Origin of the sequence: Nonlabens marinus S1-08, assembly GCF_000831385.1 — a bacterium.
GTDB classification, from domain to species: Bacteria; Bacteroidota; Bacteroidia; order Flavobacteriales; family Flavobacteriaceae; genus Nonlabens; species Nonlabens marinus.
This window is the reverse complement of record NZ_AP014548.1, coordinates 2,722,961-2,745,568: the sequence shown is the minus strand read 5'-3', so window position 1 is coordinate 2,745,568 and position 22,608 is coordinate 2,722,961. Positions and strand designations below refer to the sequence as shown.

15 protein-coding genes are annotated in these 22,608 nt (G+C 39.6%); 7 read left to right on the top strand and 8 right to left on the bottom strand.

Going from position 1 to position 22,608, the window contains the following annotated elements; all coding sequences use genetic code 11:
- Window positions 1-126: 126 nt before the first annotated feature.
- Window positions 127-1,227 (bottom strand): serine hydrolase domain-containing protein, encoded by a 1,101-nt coding sequence (locus NMS_RS12545; RefSeq protein WP_041497151.1) that lies wholly within the window; start codon window positions 1,225-1,227, stop codon window positions 127-129.
- A gap of 102 nt (window positions 1,228-1,329) precedes the next feature.
- On the opposite strand from NMS_RS12545, the gene NMS_RS12540 reads away from it, so the two are divergent.
- The 7 genes from NMS_RS12540 (at window position 1,330) to NMS_RS12510 (ending at window position 15,865) form a co-directional block, all read left to right on the top strand.
- Window positions 1,330-4,857, top strand: coding sequence for a methylmalonyl-CoA mutase family protein (locus NMS_RS12540; RefSeq protein WP_041497150.1), 3,528 nt, complete (start codon window positions 1,330-1,332; stop codon window positions 4,855-4,857).
- Between the two features lie 483 nt (window positions 4,858-5,340).
- A complete protein-coding gene (locus NMS_RS13570) occupies window positions 5,341-6,135 on the top strand; it encodes a hypothetical protein (RefSeq protein WP_052476972.1) in 795 nt (264 codons plus the stop codon).
- A 156-nt stretch (window positions 6,136-6,291) separates the two neighbouring features.
- Complete coding sequence (locus NMS_RS12530) at window positions 6,292-11,370, top strand: translocation/assembly module TamB domain-containing protein (protein ID WP_041497149.1); 5,079 nt, start codon at window positions 6,292-6,294, stop codon at window positions 11,368-11,370.
- 46 nt (window positions 11,371-11,416) lie between these two features.
- The gene (gene tamL, locus NMS_RS12525) at window positions 11,417-13,717 is read left to right on the top strand and encodes a translocation and assembly module lipoprotein TamL (protein ID WP_041497147.1); all 2,301 of its coding nucleotides are present in this window, start codon (window positions 11,417-11,419) and stop codon (window positions 13,715-13,717) included.
- A 19-nt stretch (window positions 13,718-13,736) separates the two neighbouring features.
- Window positions 13,737-14,279 (top strand): DUF805 domain-containing protein, encoded by a 543-nt coding sequence (locus NMS_RS12520; protein WP_231862397.1) that lies wholly within the window; start codon window positions 13,737-13,739, stop codon window positions 14,277-14,279.
- 76 nt (window positions 14,280-14,355) lie between these two features.
- Entirely contained in the window at window positions 14,356-15,468 is a 1,113-nt protein-coding gene (locus NMS_RS12515) for an endonuclease/exonuclease/phosphatase family protein (protein WP_041497146.1), read from the top strand.
- Window positions 15,469-15,664: 196 nt separating this feature from the next.
- Entirely contained in the window at window positions 15,665-15,865 is a 201-nt protein-coding gene (locus NMS_RS12510; RefSeq protein WP_041497144.1) for a hypothetical protein, read from the top strand.
- Window position 15,866: 1 nt separating this feature from the next.
- On the opposite strand, the gene crcB is transcribed toward NMS_RS12510, so the two are convergent.
- From crcB to NMS_RS12475, 7 genes are all read right to left on the bottom strand, one after another.
- Window positions 15,867-16,238 (bottom strand): fluoride efflux transporter CrcB, encoded by a 372-nt coding sequence (crcB, locus tag NMS_RS12505; protein ID WP_041497143.1) that lies wholly within the window; start codon window positions 16,236-16,238, stop codon window positions 15,867-15,869.
- Window positions 16,238-17,260: an SRPBCC family protein gene (locus NMS_RS12500; protein WP_041497142.1), complete on the bottom strand. Its 1,023-nt coding sequence runs from the start codon at window positions 17,258-17,260 to the stop codon at window positions 16,238-16,240. The genes crcB and NMS_RS12500 overlap by 1 nt, the downstream gene beginning before the upstream one ends.
- A 259-nt stretch (window positions 17,261-17,519) precedes the next feature.
- On the bottom strand, window positions 17,520-18,143 hold the full coding sequence (locus tag NMS_RS12495; RefSeq protein WP_041497141.1) for a response regulator: 624 nt from the start codon (window positions 18,141-18,143) through the stop codon (window positions 17,520-17,522).
- On the bottom strand, window positions 18,140-19,903 hold the full coding sequence (locus NMS_RS12490; RefSeq protein WP_041497139.1) for a tetratricopeptide repeat-containing sensor histidine kinase: 1,764 nt from the start codon (window positions 19,901-19,903) through the stop codon (window positions 18,140-18,142). Before NMS_RS12490 ends, NMS_RS12495 begins: the two co-directional genes overlap by 4 nt.
- Window positions 19,903-20,271 carry a hypothetical protein gene (locus tag NMS_RS12485; protein WP_041497138.1) on the bottom strand — a complete coding sequence of 123 codons (369 nt, stop codon included), beginning with the start codon at window positions 20,269-20,271 and terminating at the stop codon, window positions 19,903-19,905. Before NMS_RS12485 ends, NMS_RS12490 begins: the two co-directional genes overlap by 1 nt.
- 103 nt (window positions 20,272-20,374) lie before the next feature.
- Window positions 20,375-21,712, bottom strand: coding sequence for a M28 family peptidase (locus NMS_RS12480; RefSeq protein ID WP_041497136.1), 1,338 nt, complete (start codon window positions 21,710-21,712; stop codon window positions 20,375-20,377).
- 117 nt (window positions 21,713-21,829) lie between these two features.
- Window positions 21,830-22,489 (bottom strand): hypothetical protein, encoded by a 660-nt coding sequence (locus NMS_RS12475; RefSeq protein WP_041497135.1) that lies wholly within the window; start codon window positions 22,487-22,489, stop codon window positions 21,830-21,832.
- Between the last annotated feature and the right edge of the window lie 119 nt (window positions 22,490-22,608).

Genomic DNA, 22,608 nt, shown 5'->3' with positions numbered 1-22,608 from the left:
TTTATTTTAAAGCTAGTCAAGTTCAGATTAACACTTTTAAATAATGAGAAAATATTACAAGAGGTTTAAGATGAATTTAGGTACTGCTAGCCTTTAATGTTAATTAAATAACAATGGACCCGTTTGCTAGTTTGCAGTAATTGAATACAATCTTTTCCATAGCTCCTCATGAAAAAGAATAGGAACTGGCTCTTGATTTGAGGAATCCCCCATCCTGACAACCACAAGACCTTGGCTGGGGGCAACGTCTATAAACTGTCCGTTTTTCCCTAAAGCACTGATCATATCTTCAGGAGCTGAAGGTGTCACAGAAGATGGGATCACATTTGTACTCAATGGAAATTGAACCGATTCTTTTCCATTCAACCACCACAAGTATCCATAAGATGCATTAAAGGGTTGCGAGGCGGTAGTCATGGAGGAGAAGTAATTTTGATCCCCTAAAACCTCATTTTCAGCCCAGGTTCCCTTATTCAAAATCAATAAACCAAATCGGGCTGCACTTCTAGGAGTGCTAAAAAAGACTTCATTGAAACCATTGGTACTGACCCACGACCCATCCATTCCTGTTTTACTTTTCAAAGCGGCAGTAGTAAACTCATTATTGGTCTGATTAGTGGCACTTTCTAATACTTGGTGCAGTATAGTATATGTGGCATTGTGATAGTACCACTGCGTACCTGCATCACTCAAATATAGAATACAGCCCGGTGTGGTACAATCTAGATTTGGAACCGTGAAGTCTGCACCAGTCGTTAGGGTTAAATGATTTCTCACAGTAATCAGGTTTTCCTTTTCTATAGGCATGGAACTCCAATTAGTTCCTAGATATATTGATGTCTGGTTATCAATATTGAGATTTTCATTTTCCTGAGCAATGCCTATCAGTACAGCCGTTAAGGACTTGCCTGCACTAGCCCAGTACCAATTGGAATTTTGGTCAAAGTTATTACTACCTTGCAACTCTTTACCCCAATATTTTTCTACCACCATCTTACCATTTTTGAGTACGATAAATGCTCTAGTCTCATTTTGTTCTAGAAATCCATATAACTCTTGCAACTTAGAGTCATCCCACTTTAACTGTGTGGGCGTCATTGTTTCCCAAGCAGATTGATCTAATGACGGGAAGTATAAGGTGTCTACTTCAGCCGCTGCGTCATCATCGTTTTGACTGGAGCAGGCAAGACAGATAAAAGCAAGTAATAAAAGCGCAGTAGATTTCATGTTTTTACGACTCTTAGGAATCTTGAAAGTTTAAAATAGCATTGGCACTAAGTAACCCTATGGTTTTCGTAATTTTGCAGCACATTAAATAAGGAATTCGCAATGCAAGACCAAACCCCATATACTCCCAAAAATAAAGTAAGAATCGTTACTGCCGCCAGTCTTTTTGACGGTCACGATGCCGCAATCAATATCATGCGTCGCATCATACAGTCTACTGGCTGTGAGGTGATCCATTTGGGTCACGACCGCAGTGTGGAAGAAGTAGTAAATACAGCGATTCAAGAAGACGCTAGTGGTATTGCCATGACTTCCTATCAAGGTGGGCATACGGAGTACTTTAAGTACATGAGAGATCTATTGGTAGAAAAGGGCGCTGGCCACATCAAAATATTTGGTGGCGGTGGTGGTGTGATCCTTCCTTCAGAGATTCAGGAATTGATGGACTATGGAATTACACGCATCTACAGTCCAGACGACGGTCGTGAAATGGGTCTGCAAGGAATGATTAATGATCTAGTGGAGCGTTGTGATGTGGAAGTTCCCGCTTTCGCGAAAGCGAAATTAAACGGAGAATTACTGCAAAACCATGTGCCGACTATCGCACGATTGATATCGCTGGCAGAAAACCGCCACGAAGATTTTGAAAAACACTTTGCAGAAGCTGATAAAACTGAAAAACAAGCACCAGTACTAGGAATTACCGGAACTGGTGGGGCAGGGAAATCATCTTTGGTTGACGAATTGATTCGGAGATTTTTAATCGATTTTCCAGAAAAAAATATAGGGGTAATTTCTGTTGATCCATCTAAGCGAAAAACAGGAGGCGCTTTATTGGGAGATAGAATCCGCATGAATGCCATTAATAACGACCGCGTTTATATGCGATCGCTGGCCACTCGACAGTCCAATCTAGCTTTGTCTAAACACGTGCAAGAAGCAGTAGATATTTTGAAAGCAGCCAACTATGACCTGATTATTCTTGAAACCAGTGGAATAGGGCAAAGCGATACCGAGATTTTAGAGCATAGCGATGTGTCTTTATATGTAATGACACCAGAATTTGGTGCGGCGACTCAGCTTGAAAAAATCGATATGCTTGATTTTGCTGATGTAGTTGCCATCAATAAATTTGACAAGCGTGGTTCACTGGATGCCTTGCGAGATGTCAAAAAACAATACCAACGCAATCATAATCTATGGGAAGCAGATCCTAACACGCTACCTGTTTACGGCACTATTGCGAGCCAATTCAACGATCCAGGAATGAATGCCTTGTATGAAGCTTTAATGGGCGAGATTACAGAAAAGACTAAAGTAGATTTTAGTTCTACCAACGAGCTAAATACCACGCAAAGCGAAAAGATATTTGTGATTCCACCAGCAAGAACTCGCTACTTGAGCGAGATTGCTGAAAGTAATAGAGCCTATGACAATACTGCTGCGGTACAGTCTCATGTAGCTCAGAAACTATTTGGAATTTATAAAACGATCGTAACGGTTATTGATCAAAAAGAGAATGTTAGTTCGAGCGCGGTTGCTGAGCGCAGTCGAAGTACAGTCGAGAACAGTTTATTGACAGATAAAGGATTAAACGAAGAAGAGATCCTGAAACAAGTTCAGGATGACAAAGACTTCACAGAATTGCTCATTGCCCAGTTCAACAAAACACTTAAAGATCTAGACCCTTACAATTGGGAAATTATCTTCACGTGGGATGAGAAAGTAAATAAGTATAAGCAACCTATTTATGAATTTCAAGTACGCGATAAAGTCATAAAAATTGAAACACATACGGAATCACTTTCCCATAAAATGATTCCCAAAGTTGCCTTGCCTAAATACAGTGCTTGGGGCGATATTTTAAAATGGTGTTTGCAAGAAAATGTTCCTGGCGAGTTTCCTTATACGGCAGGATTATATCCTTTCAAGAGAACTGGAGAGGATCCTACCAGAATGTTTGCAGGTGAAGGTGGACCAGAACGTACTAATAAACGTTTTCATTACGTAAGTCTTGGAATGCCAGCTAAGCGTTTGAGTACTGCATTTGACAGTGTAACGCTCTACGGTAATGATCCAGGATTGCGTCCAGATATTTATGGAAAAATCGGTAATGCTGGAGTAAGTATTTGCTGTCTGGATGATGCTAAGAAATTGTATTCTGGTTTTGATTTGTCACATGCCATGACATCGGTTTCCATGACGATCAATGGACCAGCGCCTATGTTGTTAGGTTTTTTCATGAACGCTGCGATTGATCAAAATTGCGAGCGATTCATTACAGAAAATAACCTGGGCGACAAGGTAGAAGAAAAGCTGAAAGAAGTTTATGATGACAACAATCTAGAGCGCCCTTCCTACCTCAATGCAGATGGCGATAAAGTATATTCTAAAAACGGCCAAGTAGACGTCAATAAATTGCCAGAAGGTAATGATGGGCTAGGATTGATGTTGTTAGGTTTAACTGGTGATCAAATACTTGAACCAGCAGACTATGCAAGAATAAAAGCAGAGACGCTAGCACAAGTTAGAGGAACGGTACAAGCGGATATCCTGAAAGAAGATCAGGCTCAAAACACCTGTATTTTCTCAACCGAATTTGCCCTGCGATTGATGGGTGATGTGCAGCAATATTTTATTGAAGAAAAGGTGCGTAACTTCTATAGTGTTTCCATATCTGGTTATCACATTGCTGAGGCAGGAGCAAATCCGATCACGCAACTGGCTTTTACACTAGCAAACGGTTTCACCTATGTAGAATATTATCTGAGTCGTGGGATGGACATTAATAAGTTTGGTCCTAATCTAAGTTTCTTTTTCTCTAATGGTATCGATCCAGAATATTCTGTAATCGGTCGTGTGGCTAGGAAAATCTGGGCAAAAGCGATGAAGATTAAATATGGCGCTAATGAACGGGCGCAAATGTTGAAATACCACATTCAAACCAGCGGTAGATCACTGCACGCTCAAGAAATTGACTTTAACGATATAAGAACGACATTGCAGGCGCTTTATGCCATCAACGACAATTGTAATTCGTTACATACCAACGCTTATGACGAAGCTATCACGACGCCGACTGAGGAATCTGTGAGACGTGCGATGGCAATTCAGCTGATTATCAATAAGGAGTTAGGACTTGCCAAAAATGAGAATCCTATCCAAGGAGCTTTTATTATTGAAGAGTTGACAGATCTTGTGGAAGCTGCAGTTTTAGAAGAATTCGACCGCATTACAGAACGTGGCGGTGTGTTGGGTGCCATGGAAACCATGTACCAGCGCAGTAAGATTCAGGAAGAATCCATGCATTATGAGATGTTGAAACACACAGGAGAGTTCCCAATCATAGGAGTGAATACCTTCTTGAGTTCAAAAGGTAGTCCAACCGTTTTGCCGGCTGAGGTTATTCGTGCGACGGAAGAAGAGAAAAAAGCTCAAATTACCACAAAGGATAATTTACATTCCGCTTTCGCGAAAGCGCAACAAGAACAGCTTTCCTCCATCCAGAAAGCAGCGGTACATCAAGAAAACATTTTTGAACACTTGATGGAAGCCACTAAAGTTTGCTCCCTAGGACAAATTACCGAGGCTCTTTTTGAAGTAGGAGGTCAGTATAGGAGAAATATGTAATTAACTTATAGTAGTTCCTTACATACCATAGGCAGTATGTGTTTTAACAAGACACCTGTATAAATACAGCAAAATCGCAATCCTTAGGGTTGCGATTTTTTTATTGAAGATGTTGAGTTATGAGTCTAAGTACCTATTGCTAAGAAAATATTTATAAAAACAACATTTTTGATTTTAACCTTTTTCTTTTTGAAAATAGAAAAATCTTACAAAAAGGTTTTATTATATTATTCATACGTTTTCTACTTGAGGACAATTCAATCTTTTTTTTTATCTAGTAAAAGAGTATTTCATCTACTGTGAATTGCTGTTTAATATCTTTTTAAGATTCCAAGTGAATTGCAGTTTACTGAATTTCAAGCAAATTAAACCTAGCTTTTATCGGCTATAAGCATAAAAGGGCGATGTGTTTAACATTCATCTTAACAACTACACTTTTAAATTACACGTATGTACATATAAATTTGTATAAAATTCAATATGATGAAGCAGTTTTACGTCCTCTTAGTAATTTTTTGTTTTAGTTCTCTAGCCTTTTCACAAGTAGGGATTAATACGATTAGTCCTAATGAGTCGTCGATTTTAGACATCTCTTCCAATGATAAAGGAGTCCTTTTTCCTAGAATGGATTTAGGTGATTTAAATAATGCTGCCCCAGTTTCAAACCCAGAAAAAGGTTTGACAGTTTGGAATACTAACTCTTCAGCGGAAGGATTATATTTTTGGGATGGTGCAAAATGGTCTAGCTATGTAGAGGTTACCTCCTCATCAAACAATTCATTTTATACAGAAGGAGATATTAAACACGGCTTTCAAACCACTGATCACCAAGGTTGGTACTTGTTAAATGGTAGAGCAATTAGTACACTTCCTGCTACTGCACAAAGTGCAGCACAGAGCCTTGGTTTTTCAAGTAACTTACCTAATGCAACTAACAGAGTTTTAAAAGCTAGAAATGGATCGGAAACTATAGGATCTCAAGCAGGTAGTAACTTAATTACTTTAACGCCAAACAATATTCCGCAGTTAACTTCAAACACCTCAAGTGGTGGAAGCCATAATCACGGTTACTCAGACGCTCGAGCGACTTTTTCAGATAATCAACTTAGGAATAATGGCCCTGGAGAAAACTTTAACGGATATTCTGATGTTGCTAGAACCACTTCTGATGCAGGAAGTCATAGCCATACAGTGACCATTGGTAATGCCAATCCTACCTCTATAATAAATACTCCTAGCAGTATCGTAACTAATATTTTTGTTTACTTAGGAAATTGATTGAAACCGAACTTCTTTGAAAATGTTTCAGAACTATCTCCGTCATCCTTAAATCATGCATTCTTAACACAATTTTATTCTAACTAAGCGTAAGAAAACCCTTGTTATTTAGCAATTTGCACAATCCAGATACATTGCTATTAAACCTGTGCTTTTTTGAGTGATCAAGAGAATAAAAAAACCGAAAATTCCCCTAGAAAATACCGCTGGCTGCGCAGGCTGGGGCGTATTTTTTTAGGGTTTTTTATTTTTTTGGTTGCTCTAGTGCTTTTTATTCGCAGTCCGTGGGGTCAAGGAATTATAGTGGATCAAGTGGTTAACTATGTAGAAGGAAAAACAGGAACAGAAGTTTCTGTAGAGAAGCTGTTTGTAACTTTTGATGGAGATATACAACTAGACGGTCTGTATCTGGCAGATCAACAGGGTGATACCTTGTTCTATTCCAAACATCTAGAAGCCGATGTACCGCTCTGGCCTATCATTCAAGGCAATGGTTACTCTATTGAAAATGCCAATTGGAATGGTTTCAAAGCACGCATTTCCCGTAAGGACACTATTTCAGGATTCAATTACCAGTTTTTAATCGACGCTTTTGCGGTGGAGGATACGACTACTACCACAGAGCCCTTGCAGCTGTCCATTGGCGATCTGGACTTTAAAAACTTTGACATCACTCTTAAGGATGAGGTAGATAATCTAAATGCGGTTATCAAATTTGATGAATTTCAGCTTTCCATGAATGAGTTGGATTTAGAGAAGATGATTGTAGATATCGACCAGATTTCACTTAAAAATGCCATTGTGAGTTACGATAAGGATACGGTTGCCGCTTTCGCGAAAGCGGAAAAAGACAGTGATCCCAACACGGATTCCACCATTGCTGAAGCAATCACTGATGACGCTGGCGACTCCCCATTACCCCTAATCACAGTGGGAAATTTAAAATTGGATCAAGTCAAATTAGCTTATGAATCCGTTCCTGACGCAATCAATCTTAATAGTTTTATTGGGTTTTTAGAAACCTCTATTTCTAAGGCTGATGTCCAAAACAGCAGCTATGTAGTAGATTTTATTACGCTAAACAATTCAGAAATCACCTTGAGAATGCGTACGGTGGGCGCTCCTGAGCCTTTCGTTTTTGAATGGCCAGAGTTAGATATTGCGGTAAAAGATATCGATCTCAACAACAACGATTTGCTCTACACTCTAGATGATGCAACGGTAACAAAGGGTTATTTTAACCCTAATGCATTAGATTTTGATAAGGTACACCTGGTCGCTGAGGATTTCGTTTATCAAAATGCTGAAGCATCTGTAGACATTAAGGAACTCTCAGGATCAGAAGCTTCTGGCATTGTAGTGAATCAGCTGGGTGCCCAAGCTTACATGAGTGATACTAAAATTATGGTTGCTGATTTGAATGCTCAAGTCAATAACAACAGCCTTCAGGGAAAGGTTGAATTAGGTTTTTCTAGTATGAATCAATTCATGGTTAATCCAGAGAACCTAAGCGTCGATGCACAGATCCCTAGCTATAAAATTGATTTATCTGACGTTTTCTTATTTGCTCCAGAGTTGCGGTCAAATAAATATCTAGCGACCTTGAGCCAGCGTCTGTTAACGGGAAGTTTGAAAGCCTCAGGTTCTACAAAGAATTTGGGCATACCTAATTTAGTTACAAATTGGGGTAATGAAACAGCCATCATCGCCAGCGGCTCCCTGCGCAATGCTACAGATGTAGAAAATTTATATGTGGATTTTCCATCCATCAAGATGCGCTCGACAAGAAAGGACTTGACTAAGTTCATTAGTGAAAAAGAGTTAGGCATACAGCCGCCAGAACGATTTTCTCTAGCAGGAAGTCTTCAAGGGCGCCTGGATGACATAGAAACGAAAGCCACACTGACCACTTCAAATGGTTCCATAGAACTTAATGGTGGTTTCAAAAATCAAGAGGTACTATCTTTTAATGCGATTGTCAAGGCTCAAGAGGTTGATTTGGGAGTATTGTTGCAAAATCCGCAATACGGCAAATTAAATTTAGATATAGAAGCTAGAGGTTCTGGGAATAGCTTGAATGATCTGGATGCCATGGTTGACGCTACGATCAATAGTTTTACCTATAGCGGCTATGAAATTCAAAACTTACCTATCACGGGTAATTTTAAGGATGGGAATGGAGCGGTTACTTCTACTTATAGAGATGACAATATTGATTTGGATTTGAACAGCCAAATTGTTTTAGACAGTGTGGCTACTCAGGCAAATCTTCAATTGGACATTGAAGGAGTGGATCTGCGTGCTTTTGGGATCACAAATCAAAACGTGAAGGCAGCAGGTAAGCTTACTGCAAACTTTAAAGGCAATCTCGAGAATTATGAAGTAACCACAAACGTTGCTGACGGTATTGCGGTCTATGATCAGCAATCCTATTTGCTAGGTAATGTTAATTTGCGAGCCTACGTCCAGCCAGACAGCACTGCAGTAGATGTCAAAAATAAAATGCTCGACTTGCAATTGCGTTCTAATACAGATCCCGCAAACCTCGCCAGCGCATTGCAAAGGCACATCGACCGGTATTTAACCACCAGTACAGCCATGGATACCATCCCGCCTGTGGTAATGAAAATTAAGGGTACCGTAAGTCCCTCCCCTATATTGAGGGATGTCATATTGCCTAGTTTAGAAGCGCTAGATACCGTTAATATTTCAGTGGACTTCAATGAACGGGATCGCAAATTGAATACAGATATTACTGTTCCTTACTTTAGGTATGCGGGCAGCGAGATCGACAGTTTATTAATTACATCTAGATCTGATGCTACAGACTTGAGGTTTTCCGTAGGGTTTAAAGACTTAGAAGCAGGCCCTTTGGGCATCAAACGTACTAAGCTGACTGGAGTTATTGCACAGAATGAATTGAATCTGGATTTCATTTCTTATGATGACGATGAGAAACTGATGCAGTTTGGAAGTACGCTTTCGCGAAAGCGTAACCAACAAGGAACTGAAGACCTCATATTCAAATTGAAACTAGAAGACCTAATTCTTAACAAGCAACGCTGGAGTATTCCCGATGGAAACAGTGTGGTTTATACAGATGAAACAATACTCTTCAATAATTTTAAATTGTCAAATGATGCTCAAAGCATTGAAATGCGCAACGATATTACAGGCATAGAGAAACAGCATGTGGGATTGCTTTTGGAAAACTTCCGATTGCAGGCTTTTTTAAGCTTTTTAAATCCAGACGAAAAGCTTGCCAGCGGGCGCTTGAATGGACAGTTTGTATTAGAAGATGTGTTTCAAAAAATGGGCTTTTCGGCTGACTTGAGAATTGATGATTTTAATGTACTGCAAGTACCATTAGGAGTGTTGAGCCTCGATGCTAATTCTGGAAATGGCGATCTGTATTCCATGAACATGACCGTAAAAGGAGAAAATGTTGACCTGGATTTGACCGGTGATTATCGAGTAGATCCTGTAGCAGCCGAGCTTAATCTAGGTCTTGATTTGCAAAAACTGAACATGTCTACGGTCACTGGAATTGCCAGTGAATTTTTGTCTGAAGGAAAAGGAAATGTGTCTGGTTCTATGAAACTTACAGGTACTACCCTAGATCCTGTTTATGAGGGTCAATTCAATTTCAATAATGCAGGGTTCACCGTGAATATGCTTAATGCGCCGTTTACCGTGAAAGATGAAATCTTGCAAGTGGATAACAAGGGCATCACCATGAATAACTTTGAAATTACTGATGCGGATAATAACAGTTTTATCGTGGATGGAACGGTTGGAACTGAAAATCTACTAAATCCCACCTTCGATCTACGCATGACGGCTAACAACTTCACTGCGCTTAATTCTACCGCAAAAGACAACGAGTTGTACTACGGGAAAGCCACATTTGACGCTCGAGCTACAATTACTGGAGATTTAAATGTTCCTGTGGTAGATCTAACACTAGATGTGGATGATTCTACTAATGTGACTTATGTAATTCCACCCACTGAGTTGGACATTGTGCAGCGGGAAGGCATCGTGCAGTTTGTGAATAAAGAAAACCCAGATGACATCCTAACTCAAACAGAGGAAGAGAGCGCGACGCTGACCGGCTACGACATCACAGCCGATTTAAAAATATCCAGTGGTGCCAAAATCAATGTTATAGTGGATCCTAGCACAGGTGATAATCTGCAAGTTGCGGGAGATGGAGATTTGAAATTCCGCATGACGCCTAATGGTCGCATGACACTAGCTGGTAGGTATGAAATCAGCGATGGGTTCTACGAATTAAGCTTGTACGACATTGTTTCTAGAAGATTTGAGTTGGCTAAAGGCGGCAGTGTTTCATGGTCAGGCGATCCATTTGATGCAAACCTTGATGTTCGAGCCATTTATAAAGTAGAAACTAGCGCAAGCGCTTTAATGGCCTCACAAACGAGTGGTGCTGATGTGACAACTAAAAACAGATTCCGTCAAGAATTACCTTTTTTAGTTTACTTAAATGTAGATGGGGAATTGATGCAGCCTGTCATTAGTTTCAGATTAGACATGCCGGAAGATGAACAAGGCGCTATAGGCGGCCAAGTTTATGGTCGGGTACAACAATTGAACAATCAGGATCAAGAGTTGAATAAACAAGTATTTTCTCTATTGGTATTGAATAAATTTTTCCCGACCAGCGGTGCTGACGGTAGTTCTGGAGGTACGGCAGCGATCGCAAGAGATAATATCAATCAGGCTTTGAGTGATCAATTAAATCAGTTTGGTGGTCAATTACTGGGTAATACTGGAGTGGATTTAAATTTTGGCCTGGATAGTTATACGGATTATCAAGGGAACAGTCCACAAGAACGCACGCAACTAGATGTCACTGCAAGTAAGAAACTTTTAGACGATCGATTGATTGTAAGTGTGGGTAGCGAGGTGGATCTTCAAGGAAGCGCCTCAGAGGAAGAAGGTCCCACACCAGTTATAGGTAATGTTAGTATTGAATACCTGTTAACCGAAAGCGGTCAATGGCGTTTAAAAGGTTTCCGTAGAAATCAATATGATAATGTCATAGATGGGCAATTGATAATAAGCGGGATCAGCTTGATATTTACTAAGGAGTTCAATGAATTCAAAAATCTATTTGCTAAAACAGTGAAAGAGGAAGCAGACAAAGCCAAAAAAGAAGAGGAAAAGAACGCAAGGAAAGAAGAAGAAACTGAAGTGGATAAAAACAACTAAATCAGTTGTTGCAAACAGATCGAACCATCAACAAACAACGATACAATTGAAAACTAGAAATTTCATAAAGCATATTTGGATCATCCTACTAGCAGGTATGGTGTATTCTTGTGCGGTCAAGAAATATGTCCCAGAGGATGAATTATTGCTGGATGGTTATAAGCTTGAAGTTTCACTAGACTCTGCCGCAGTGGTGAAAGATATGGATTTGTTGAAGGCAGAGCTGGAGCAAACCTTGTCTCCTAAACCTAATGCTCAATTCCTAGGCATGCGACCTGGATTGCATTATTACTATAAGGTCAATCAGGACAGTGCCGGTTTTATCAGTAGGTTCTTGAATCGTAAAATAGGAGAGGAGCCGGTATATTTATCAGATGTAGAAGAGGAAGCAACTCGAGACCTCATCCGCAATCGATTGGAAAATAGAGGTTTCTTCTTCAGCAATATCTTTTCTGAAGTAGAGCGTAATGAGGATATAAAGGAGGCAACAGTTTCCTATAGAGTACAGTTACCTTCTCCATACACTTTAGAAACCTATCAAATTGATAGAGACTCGATCCCGTTTTATGCCGTTCTTGAAAATCAAATTGAAGACTCGCCCATTCAAAAAGGTTCCAGATTTGATTTATCAGCTATGAAACTGGAGCGAGAGCGCATTGACCAGAGACTAAAAGAAAAGGGATATTACAACTTCAATGCTGGCTTTTTAATCTTTCAAGCCGACACCAATCAATATGATAATCGCAAGTTTGACTTGTTCCTAAAGCTCAAAAAGGACGTGCCTAGTAAGGCGGTAAAGCCTTACAAAATCGATAAGGTCAATATTTATCCCCACAACGTTGCGGGAATGGACACTATTCAAAAAGACACCACGAGATTTGCAGACAAAAACTACATTCAGGATAAGCGGTTTTTTAGACCAGACCGTCTAGATCCCTTTGTCCTGATTGAAGAAGGTGATTTGTACAGTCCAAAAACTTCCAAAGCTACCAGCCGCAGGTTAGGTTCTATAGGAGCTTATAAATTTGTAAATATTGAATATTCTGAGGTCGATTCTTTACAAAACGACACGCTCAATTTCCTAGAAGCTAATATTTATCTATCGCCGCTTAATAAGCGGGCGATAAGAGCAGAATTGCAGGGGGTTACTAAATCGAATGATTTTGCAGGACCTGCTCTTGGTTTGACTTTTTCCAATCGCAATCTTTTTAGAGGTGGAGAAACCTTAAATATTAATGCCAAAGCAGCGTATGAAGTTCAAATCGCAAGCAATACTCAGGCAGGGTTGACGAGTACCGAGTTTGGCCTGGGTGCCGATTTGATTTTCCCGCGAGTTCTTTTTCCCATCACTATTGACACAGATTATTTCGAATATTCTATACCTAAAACAATCATCAGTGCTGAGGCTGATTTATTAAACAGGAGCAAGCTGTACGGCCTATTGACCTTCTCAGGAAGCTTCGGTTATGTATGGCAGGCTAATAAATATGTGACCCATGAGTTCGATCCTATTTCCCTTAATTATGTGAACCTGCTATATAAGTCGGATGAATTTCAGGAAATCTTGGATGACAACCCTTTTTTGAATAACAGCTTTGAGCAACAGTTTATTTCTGGATTGATCTATTCATTTACGTATAATGGAATGATACGTCAGGACAAAAAAAGCTTGTTTTTTGTGAATAGTACGGTTGACATTGCTGGAAACTCTATTAGTTTATTAGGTCAACAAGGTGATCCAGACCCTGTTACTGGTGATACAAAAGGTGATTTTTTAGGACTGGAATATGCGCAATATGCAAAGGCAGATGTTGATTTTAGGTATCATTATATCACCGGTAAAGAGCAGCGTATCGCTACGCGACTGTTTGCAGGATTAGGTGTTCCATATGGAAATAGTGATGTGATGCCATTCAGCAAGCAATATTTTTCAGGAGGTGCTTATAGCGTTCGCGCCTTTAGAACACGATCCTTAGGTCCGGGAACTTATAATCCTCCCATGGGTGATAATCGATCGTTTTTTGATCAATCCGGTAACTTGAGACTGGAGGCCAATGTGGAATATCGATTCCCCATATACAGCTACTTAAAAGGGGCTGTGTTTGCTGATGCTGGTAATGTTTGGAATACTAGTGACGATGGACTGCCAGGGGGCAAATTCTCAGGCAACTTCATCAATGAACTTGGAATAGGTGCTGGTGCTGGAATACGTGTTGACGTTCAGGGATTCGTGATACGATTTGATCTCGCGGCGCCCTTGCACGATCCATCAGAAGAAGAAGGTGCGCGCTGGGTCAATGATTTTAGCAATCCAGTGTTCAACTTTGCCATTGGTTATCCGTTTTAAATGGTTTATAATTGTAAATATGTTTTTTGCCCGCTTTCGCGAAAGCGTAATACCCATCAAACATTTAAAGACTAAAAATGTTATGCAAGAGCCAGTAGGGAACCGCAACAAGCCTATAGATTATCCTCAAGACAATACTGTCAAAGCCGACGGAATGATGGATTATGTCAAAACCTGTTTTAACAAATACGCTGATTTTAGTGGTCGTGCTCGCAGGTCTGAATATTGGTATTTCCAATTATTCAATGTTCTAGCCGTGATGGTTATCTATGTTCCTATTATTGCCTTTGGAGTAGCAGATAGTAATCTAGTATTTGGACCAGCAATCTTACTAGTGTTGTATCTACTGGCAACTATAATTCCTAGCCTAGCGGTTGCTGTTCGTAGGTTACACGATACAGGACGCAGTGGATGGTTTTATTTGATCAATTTTATTCCTTTAGTAGGTGGTATCATCATGATTATATTTTTTGTAGAGGATAGCAAACCTGGTACTAATCAATGGGGTCCTAATCCTAAAGGAATTGGGAATGAAGATTTTGATGAGGATGCTTTTAGGTAGCTAAAAGAATTAAAGTTCACCCAATACGCCTACATAGGAATTTTCATAAAGCTATATTTGATGAAAATCAACTCTTATGAACTGGCGTGTAACGTTTCAAGTAATTGGCATCATTGCCGCTATTTTATCTTTGTTTCCTTTGGTAGCTGCAGACTACTGGTGGATTCGAGTTTTTGATTTTCCACATTTACTATTGACGGGATTTACGCTTATAGCGATCATCCTGTACTTTTTTACTTTTAAGCCTAAATGGGTGAATGACTATTTGTACATCACTATACTTTTAGGTTGTTTTGCTTTCCAAATTTCAAAGATTATTGAGTTTACTCCATTCTACTCTTTGCAAGTAGCAGATAGTTCTGAAAATATTTCTAATGATAACAGACTGAACGTGTATGGAGCAAACGTGCTGCAAAAAAATGAAGAAGGTGCAGAGCTTTATAAAGAAATACAAGAGATGCAACCTGACATCATACTGTTTACAGAAACTAACAACCGTTGGAGTACAGAGATTAACAGTGCAATAGGCGCAGATTATCCTTATAAAGTAGAAGAGCCTTTAGACAACACCTATGGAATGCTGGTGTACTCAAAGTTACCCTTAAGAAACACGTCTATTGAATACATGGTAGATCCAGAAATCCCATCGATTCACACTCAGGTTCAAATGCGTAATGGCGAATGGTTACAGTATTATGCGATCCACCCAACACCGCCTATGCCTCAACATAACCCTAAAAGTACAGACCGCGATACTGAGTTGATGAAAACAGCTATTATGAGTTATCAGTCGGAATTGCCAGTTATTGTCATGGGAGATTTCAATGATGTCACCTGGTCTGATGGAACTCAATTAACCATGAGAATCGGAAAATTATTAGACTATAGAGTAGGGCGTGGATTCTACAATTCCTTCAGCGCTAAAAACCCTGTCATGAGATGGCCTCTAGATCATATTTTAGTGTCTTCAGACTTTAGACATGAAAAATCTGGGACAGGTGTTGGGTTTGGAAGCGATCACTTTCCGGCATACGTTACACTTACTTATGAACCAGAGCTAGCCAGCGAGCAAGCTGCCGTAGAGCCTACTGAGGAAAACTGGAAACAAGCAAGAGATCAAATGAATACTAAGGGACTGGAAAGCTTTATGGAGATTCCTGCGGGACTTAAAAATTTGATTTCTAATTAAACTTAGTTGTAGTAGCTTAAAAAGTTGCATCAGTAATAACACTATTAACACTAGAGTGGGTTTTCGTCACACATCCACAATGGGAGCTCTTATTTTTTATTATTCCATCCACCTATAGTTAATTATTAGGTAATTGATTTTGTGTTAACTAGATCAGTAGTGAGATAAAGGTAGATTTGTTTCAAATAATGGCATCATGACTAAATTTATACTTTTACTTTCTGTACTGGCTTTGGTCAGTGGTATCATTGGATTCTCTTTTGATTTTGCAGCTTCTTCTTTTTTAAGAATACTATGTTTGATCACTGCAGATATTGCTGTGATTCTATTGCTTGGAAAATACTTGTTTTTTACAGAGAAAGGAAAGCAATTGCGCCAGAGGGTGCGCGTGCGATAACCTATGAAATGGACTTTACCATTTGATAAGAGATAAGCACGGCAGTAATGCCTAATAAACTACTTAACATAAAATAGGTTACTGCCTGAAGGTAGGCGGCTTGTTTTAGCAAAAAATATAGTTCTGCCGAAAAGGTACTGAATGTGGTCAAACCACCACAAAAACCAACAGCCAGTAACAGGAAAATGGATTCTTGTAGCTGGCTTTTATCATTTAAGGCTAGCACACTTCCTAGAAGAAGACACCCCAAGACATTTACAGCAAGTGTTGGTATCCACTTAATTTGACCTGTATTCATCCATAGGGATACTGCAAAGCGCAGAGCGCTGCCCAGACCACCACCTAAAAAAACGAACAGCAAGGGTTTCCACATTATAAAACAGGTAAGTAGATCTCAGTTATATAATTTGCGGGATTGTCAATTTTGTAAGGATCCGTTTTGTAAACTTCAAATACCGGTTGCTCTGATCGCTGCAATCCATTCACTTGAATGTATTCTATTCCTTTTTTCCAAGCCTCGTCGAGGTTAGAATAGTCTCCTTTTAATGTCACTTTTATTGCACGTTGTGGATCCATAAGCCCTACCAAGACTCTAGAATTTGCAGCCGTAAGAACGCGCTCTCTCACAGGGACAGCAGCAGAGAAAATCACATTTTCACCCAACTCATCAAATTTTTCATAGATCACCATATCGGCACCATAACTGTCTATATTGTTATCTGCCATAAAACTATGTATGCTTCTCAACATTTGTGATTGTAATTGTGGTAAATTCTCAAGACTGGAACTTGAAGACATGTACAGATAATAACCACCGCTATAATCAATTAAACCGTCCACGTTGACCGTGTATTTTTTCATTTCGTCCTGTAAGTAGCGATTGAGGTTTGTCAAGCTGGCTTCATAAAGTGCTCCAATTTCTGCATCCATGTCGGTACCCATAATAGTGCTGATGGCTTTATCCACAAGATCCTTATCTCCTTCTACCTTCATGGTAACTAATGTCCCATTTTCAACTTGGGTAAGAATGTAATCCACCTGCGCTCTAGAAGTTCCTAAGCCATGCTCATACACCATATTAAGGCTTATTAATTTATTAGGATCCAAGCGGGTGATTGTCATTTTACCTTCGCCGTCCTCGTCAGTAAATATGAAGGAAGTATCTACACCATTCGTTTGCTCCCCTAATTGTACGTCCACATCATTTTGCATGTGGTAGGCGTTCCAATTGGCCCATTGATCAAAGTCTTCTAATTGCTTATACACAAGACTTGGCGGTGCATCGATAGTGGCAGATCGCTCTACCTTATAATGACCATCTTGTAGTGAAAAATAAACAGCGCCTGCTACAACGGCGACCAATAATAAAATGAAGGTGTACTTTAAAGCTTTCATGGGGAGTATGCGTTGATGCTCAAAGATAACATTTTTATAAAACGGTATTTTGCCACATAAAAAAACTACCAGGCATGATACCTGGTAGCTATAAGGAAACGCTGGCGTTTCCTTTCCCCTTTTCTTTAATACGTTTAAACCAGTATAAAAATAGAGGTAAGGATGCCTGCAGGGAATACCCACTAATGGGTATATTATGAAAAATAAGGAGGTTCTTTAAACGTGTTTCGCTTTCGCGAAAGCGAACTCTGCTACATTATCAACTATAATAAGGATGTTTTTGCAATGCATAACGCAGCAATTCACCTTTGCCTTCAAGACCTAATTTCTGAATCATATTTTTGCGGTGCTTATGGACAGTACCCACTGCGGTGTGCCGAATCTCTGCAATTTCAGACGAGCGATGGCCCGCAGCAATTAACTTGAGAATCTCCTGTTCGCTAGGAGAAAGAATATTATCGTCAGGATTGTTTTTTGATTTTTTTGCCGTTACCGTTATAGAAGGGTCAATATATTTATTCCCTCGCATCACTGTTATAATTGCTTCTCTAACCACTGACAGCGGGCGTACTTTCAAAATGTATCCATCAGCACCAGCATCAAACATATCTTGTACTGCTACTTGATCGTCAAACATGGTAAAAGCAACGACCTTAGTTAACGGATTTATCTCTTTTACTTTCTTGCACAATTCGATGCCGTTCATTCGTGGCATGCTGATGTCAGTAAGTATGACATGCGCTTTTTTATACTCTAATAATTTGATCAGTTCAACGCCATCAGGGGCGGTTCCTATCACATTGATCTCAGCATCGTTTTGAAACAGTAATTGAAGGCCGTCAATTAGTGAAGCATGATCTTCAACAATAATTAATTGTATCATAATGTGGGTATTTCTATGGAAATGGTTGTGCCATGGCCAGTATTCGAATCTATTTCAAAAACACCGTCCATTTCTTCCACACGGGTTTCAATACTGTAAAGTCCCATCCCATCTGCTTTTTTTGAAAGACTAGGCTCAAAGCCTACTCCGTTGTCTTCTACCATAATATTAATGGAATTCTCCGACCCTATAATGCTGATACTAGCAGCGGTCGCTCCGGCGTGTTTCACTACATTACTGACCAACTCCTGCAGCATGCGGAACAAATTGAGTTCTAGTGAATTCTCCAACTTGCGATCCATCCCATGGTGAAAGATATCGACCTTGAGTTTACCGCTTTGGGTAATATTCTCTGCAAGAGTTTGTAGTGATGGGATCAATCCTTTACTAGCCAAAACTCCATTATGGCGGCTGTGCGACATACCGCGTATGGTAGCATAGGTATCTTCTAGCAATTTGTCTGTACGCTCATAAATCTCAGATGAGGTTTCTGGTTTGAAATGATTTTTGAGGTTGTCAAAATACAATCTGATGGTCGTTAACGAACTCCCTAAATTATCATGTAAATCCTCGGCTAGTTTTTTGCGCTCTTTTTCTTGACCTTGAATCATGGCATCAATCGTGGCGAGTTCTTGATTTTTCATCAAGTTGTCGGCACGTTGTTTTTCCAGTTCTGCCTCTTGTTTAGCAATGCGTTGTTTTTTGCGCTGGTTGTTGTAGACAAATCCCGCGATCAACAGAAGAACTAACGCACTTCCTGCAATGGAAATAATCAGTAGTTTTTGTCGTTCGTTAGCCGCAGTTAATTCTGCGTTTTCAAGTTTACGTTCTTGGACTTGGTATTTTGTTTCTAATTCTTTTACCGCACTAAAACGTTCAGTCCTATTAAGTGAGTCGTAATAGGACATATAATCTTTATATGCTGCTAAACCTTTTTCATAGTCCTTATTCAAGTCATAATTTTGCGCCAGATTAAAAAGGATATTAAGTTTTGTCGTATTTACAGTCTCATCTTTAGATAATTGCAAGGCCTTATTCAAATTGTCAATGGCTTCTTCGTAACGGCCGAGGTTATTTAAGGTATTTGCGACGTTATTGTAATAAGCAATTTTTGTGGGTACGTATTCCTTATTCTCCACATATTCCTTGGACTTTTCATAGTAAAACATCGCAGAGTCGAACTGCTTTGCCCTTTCATGAATGGTAGCGATATTTATAATTTCATTACCATGAATCGTTTTTAAATTCGCTTTTTCAGCAATCACGCGATTCTTATGTAATAGTTCCAATTGCTTTTTAAACTTTAATGGATCATCATTATCAATTTGATGAAATAAATATCCATTGCAATAAATAATGTGTTCAGGATCCTTAGTTTTTTCTGCGATTGCGCAATTTTCTGCCATTAACTCATTAGCCGTGTTCTCGCTGTCATCAAAAGCAAGCTGGGCATAAATAAGCTCGTCGTTCAATTTGAATAATAAGTTGTCGTTTTGATCTTTAAGAAGCTTTTTAGCATTCAACAAGATCTGATAAGACTTGACTATTTCACCTTCTAGGTTAATTTTACCAAGGGCAACTTCATAAAGATATTTTGCCTTGTTAAGGCTGTTGAAGCCAGTGGTATCAATCTTAACTAGGATATCTTTTCCTTCTTGATATTTGCCTACATCATTTTTGCGGCGTACTTGATCTAGTAAATTTACTTGAGCAAGACTAGTGACAGAAAATAAAAATAAAAGTACTTTGATTAGCTTCATTAAGGTTTATGCCTAATTATTACTCCTCCTTCAGTCGGGTCATCCATTTCTAGCTCTTGGTTCAAATGAATGAGCACAGGATATTCTTGATCCTTTATTAAAAGTTTGTTTTTAAGAGAAAACACCTTTAAGGGTTTTGCATTTTTATCCAATTTGATAAGAAAACTTCCGTCTTTTTGAAAATCAGCATAGCTTACTTGTTGGTTACCATCTAACTGGCAAAAAACAACATTGCTCAACGATTTTTTATCGCTCCATTCAAAGAATGCCCATAATTGCAAACCGCTATTGTCAAGGAGGCATATGGGCTTATAGCACGTGTCTTGTGATACCACGATAAGTGGTTGTAGAGGATTGGAATCGGTCATGTGATTAGGTTTTTGGGGTTGGTAAAGAATGGTTTCAAATATGCCTTGAAATTAGGCAAAAAAAAATACCCATTATTGGGTATTTTTTTGAATTTGAAATCAATTATCTCATGGTCCCGCTGGGGAATGAGACGATACTTTCAATACCATCCTCGCCAACGGCTGCTACTCCAAAGAAATAATTGTCGATTACAATGCCGTCCAGAGTGAATTCAGTAACATCACCTACATATCGAGAATAATCCCAAGTAGGACTGGTAGTGTCACGCCAGTAAATACGGTAACCCTTTGCACCTTTAACTGCATCCCAGGCTAATTTCACATCTGCTTCCACAATACCGCCAATTTTTACATTTTGTGGTCGCGTAGGAGCCCAAGCGAGTTGTGCTAGGTTGATCGCATTTACAGCAGTCAGCTTTTTAGCATAAGGGAAATTCACGTGTTCTACTACATCGCCGTAAGCGATACCATCTTCCACTCGTATGTCCTGGTGTTGTTGAGTATAATTTTCATGTGCTTCCATAATACGAATTCCTGGATACCCTAAATCATTAAAAGGTCTGTGATGACCACCACGACCAAAGCGGTCCAGTCGATATACCATCATAGGGTCCATTTCTGGCATGTAGTGGTTGACGCTTTTATGAATGTACCGTGCTAGTTGTCGGGAAATTCCATCTACCTCGCCACCATAAAAACGGCGGGCACCTCGTTCTCTTTCTGTTTCAGTCGGGTCAGTAGGTTCAGAGAAAATGCGGAACTCGCGATTGTCGATCACGCCGTCCACACCTTCAATATTTCCTATCATGTCATTGTTCAAAAAACCGATGACGTTCCAATTGTTCTTTTTAGCATATTCTCCCAGTCCTTTACCTCCAAACAATCCTTGTTCCTCACCACTCAGCCCTACATATACAATAGAGTTTTTAAAAGTACGCTTTGTCAATACTCTTGCAGCTTCTATGGTTCCTGCCATACCGCTCGCATTATCGTTAGCTCCAGGTGCGTCCTTAGTAAAGTCAGACCCATCGCTATTACGCGAGTCAATGTCCCCACTCATCATGACAAAATCGTTGGGATTTGTAGTACCGCGTTGAATAGCGATCACATTGACCACCCACGTATCTTTAGGAATACGGCTACCCATATCTTTAGTTACGTAGTCTTTTTGATAGAATACCTCTAGGCAACCACCACAGTCAGCACTAATTTTATCAAATTCTGCTTTGATCCAGCGGCGAGCCGCGCCTATACCACGGGTATCGCTTATGGTATCAGAGAAGGTGTTTCTTGTCCCAAACCCAGCCAATTTTCGTACATCGTACTCAATGCGATCTGCACTTACATCGTCGATGATGTTGTAAATGTCCTGTTGGTTTTGTGAAGGTACTTGAGCAGCGGCAATTCCAGCTGCAAGGAATAATAAGATAGCTATGCGCATGTGTTTTTGTTTTAAAGATACTGGATGTTGCGCTTTCGCGAAAGCGGAAACCTCATAAAACTCTGCATCAAAAAAAATATGAAACGTATTATAGAACTGCTGGATACTGATCTTGTACTACTCGTCCAGTTCCAGCGCAGCATCAAATTCTATTTTGATCACGTCCTCGCTGTTGATCCAATAGTCTGAGGTTATTAATTCATAGCTGTGATCTCCAGTCTTACGGAAGTACCAAGCAATATCCTTTGCTTCTTCAAAATCCTCTATACCATCAATTTGATCTTTAAACAAGCGTTGCAAGATCGCATGTGGTTCAATTCCTGGACTTAACAAACGTAGCGCGTCTGCTTTATCGAGTTGATGCCCTGTCTCGTGAGATGGGGTTGCGGTAAATTGAATCACACTGGCTTTAGCGTGCGGGAATTTACCGTTATAGGCTTTATAGAGGAGCTCATTGACGTCAAATAATCTGCTGTGTAAAGAAATATCAGAATGTTTTTCCGCTACATTTTCTTTGAGCATATCGTTTGAGACTTGCTCGTACTGTCCATCATTAAGCTCATCATTGAAAGTATATCTTAATACAATTTCAGCGGCCTCTTGAGGTTCATACTCAGATAACGCGAGATAGAGCAACTCTTTTAAGTCTTGATCTGTCGCATCTCCAGGATCACCAAATTCAACCAGTTCTAAGAGATTGATATAATCCTCATGCTTCCATTTATCTTCTATCTGATAAACGGAGTCTATATCTTCAATACTAATGTGATACTTCATAAAAGTCAATTTATCTGCTACAAGGTACTGCCCACGAATTCATTTTTTTGCTAAAATGAACCTAAAGAAGGCAGTAAATGAGTAAGATAGGCAGATTCAAAGCTTAGATTTAATGCCAT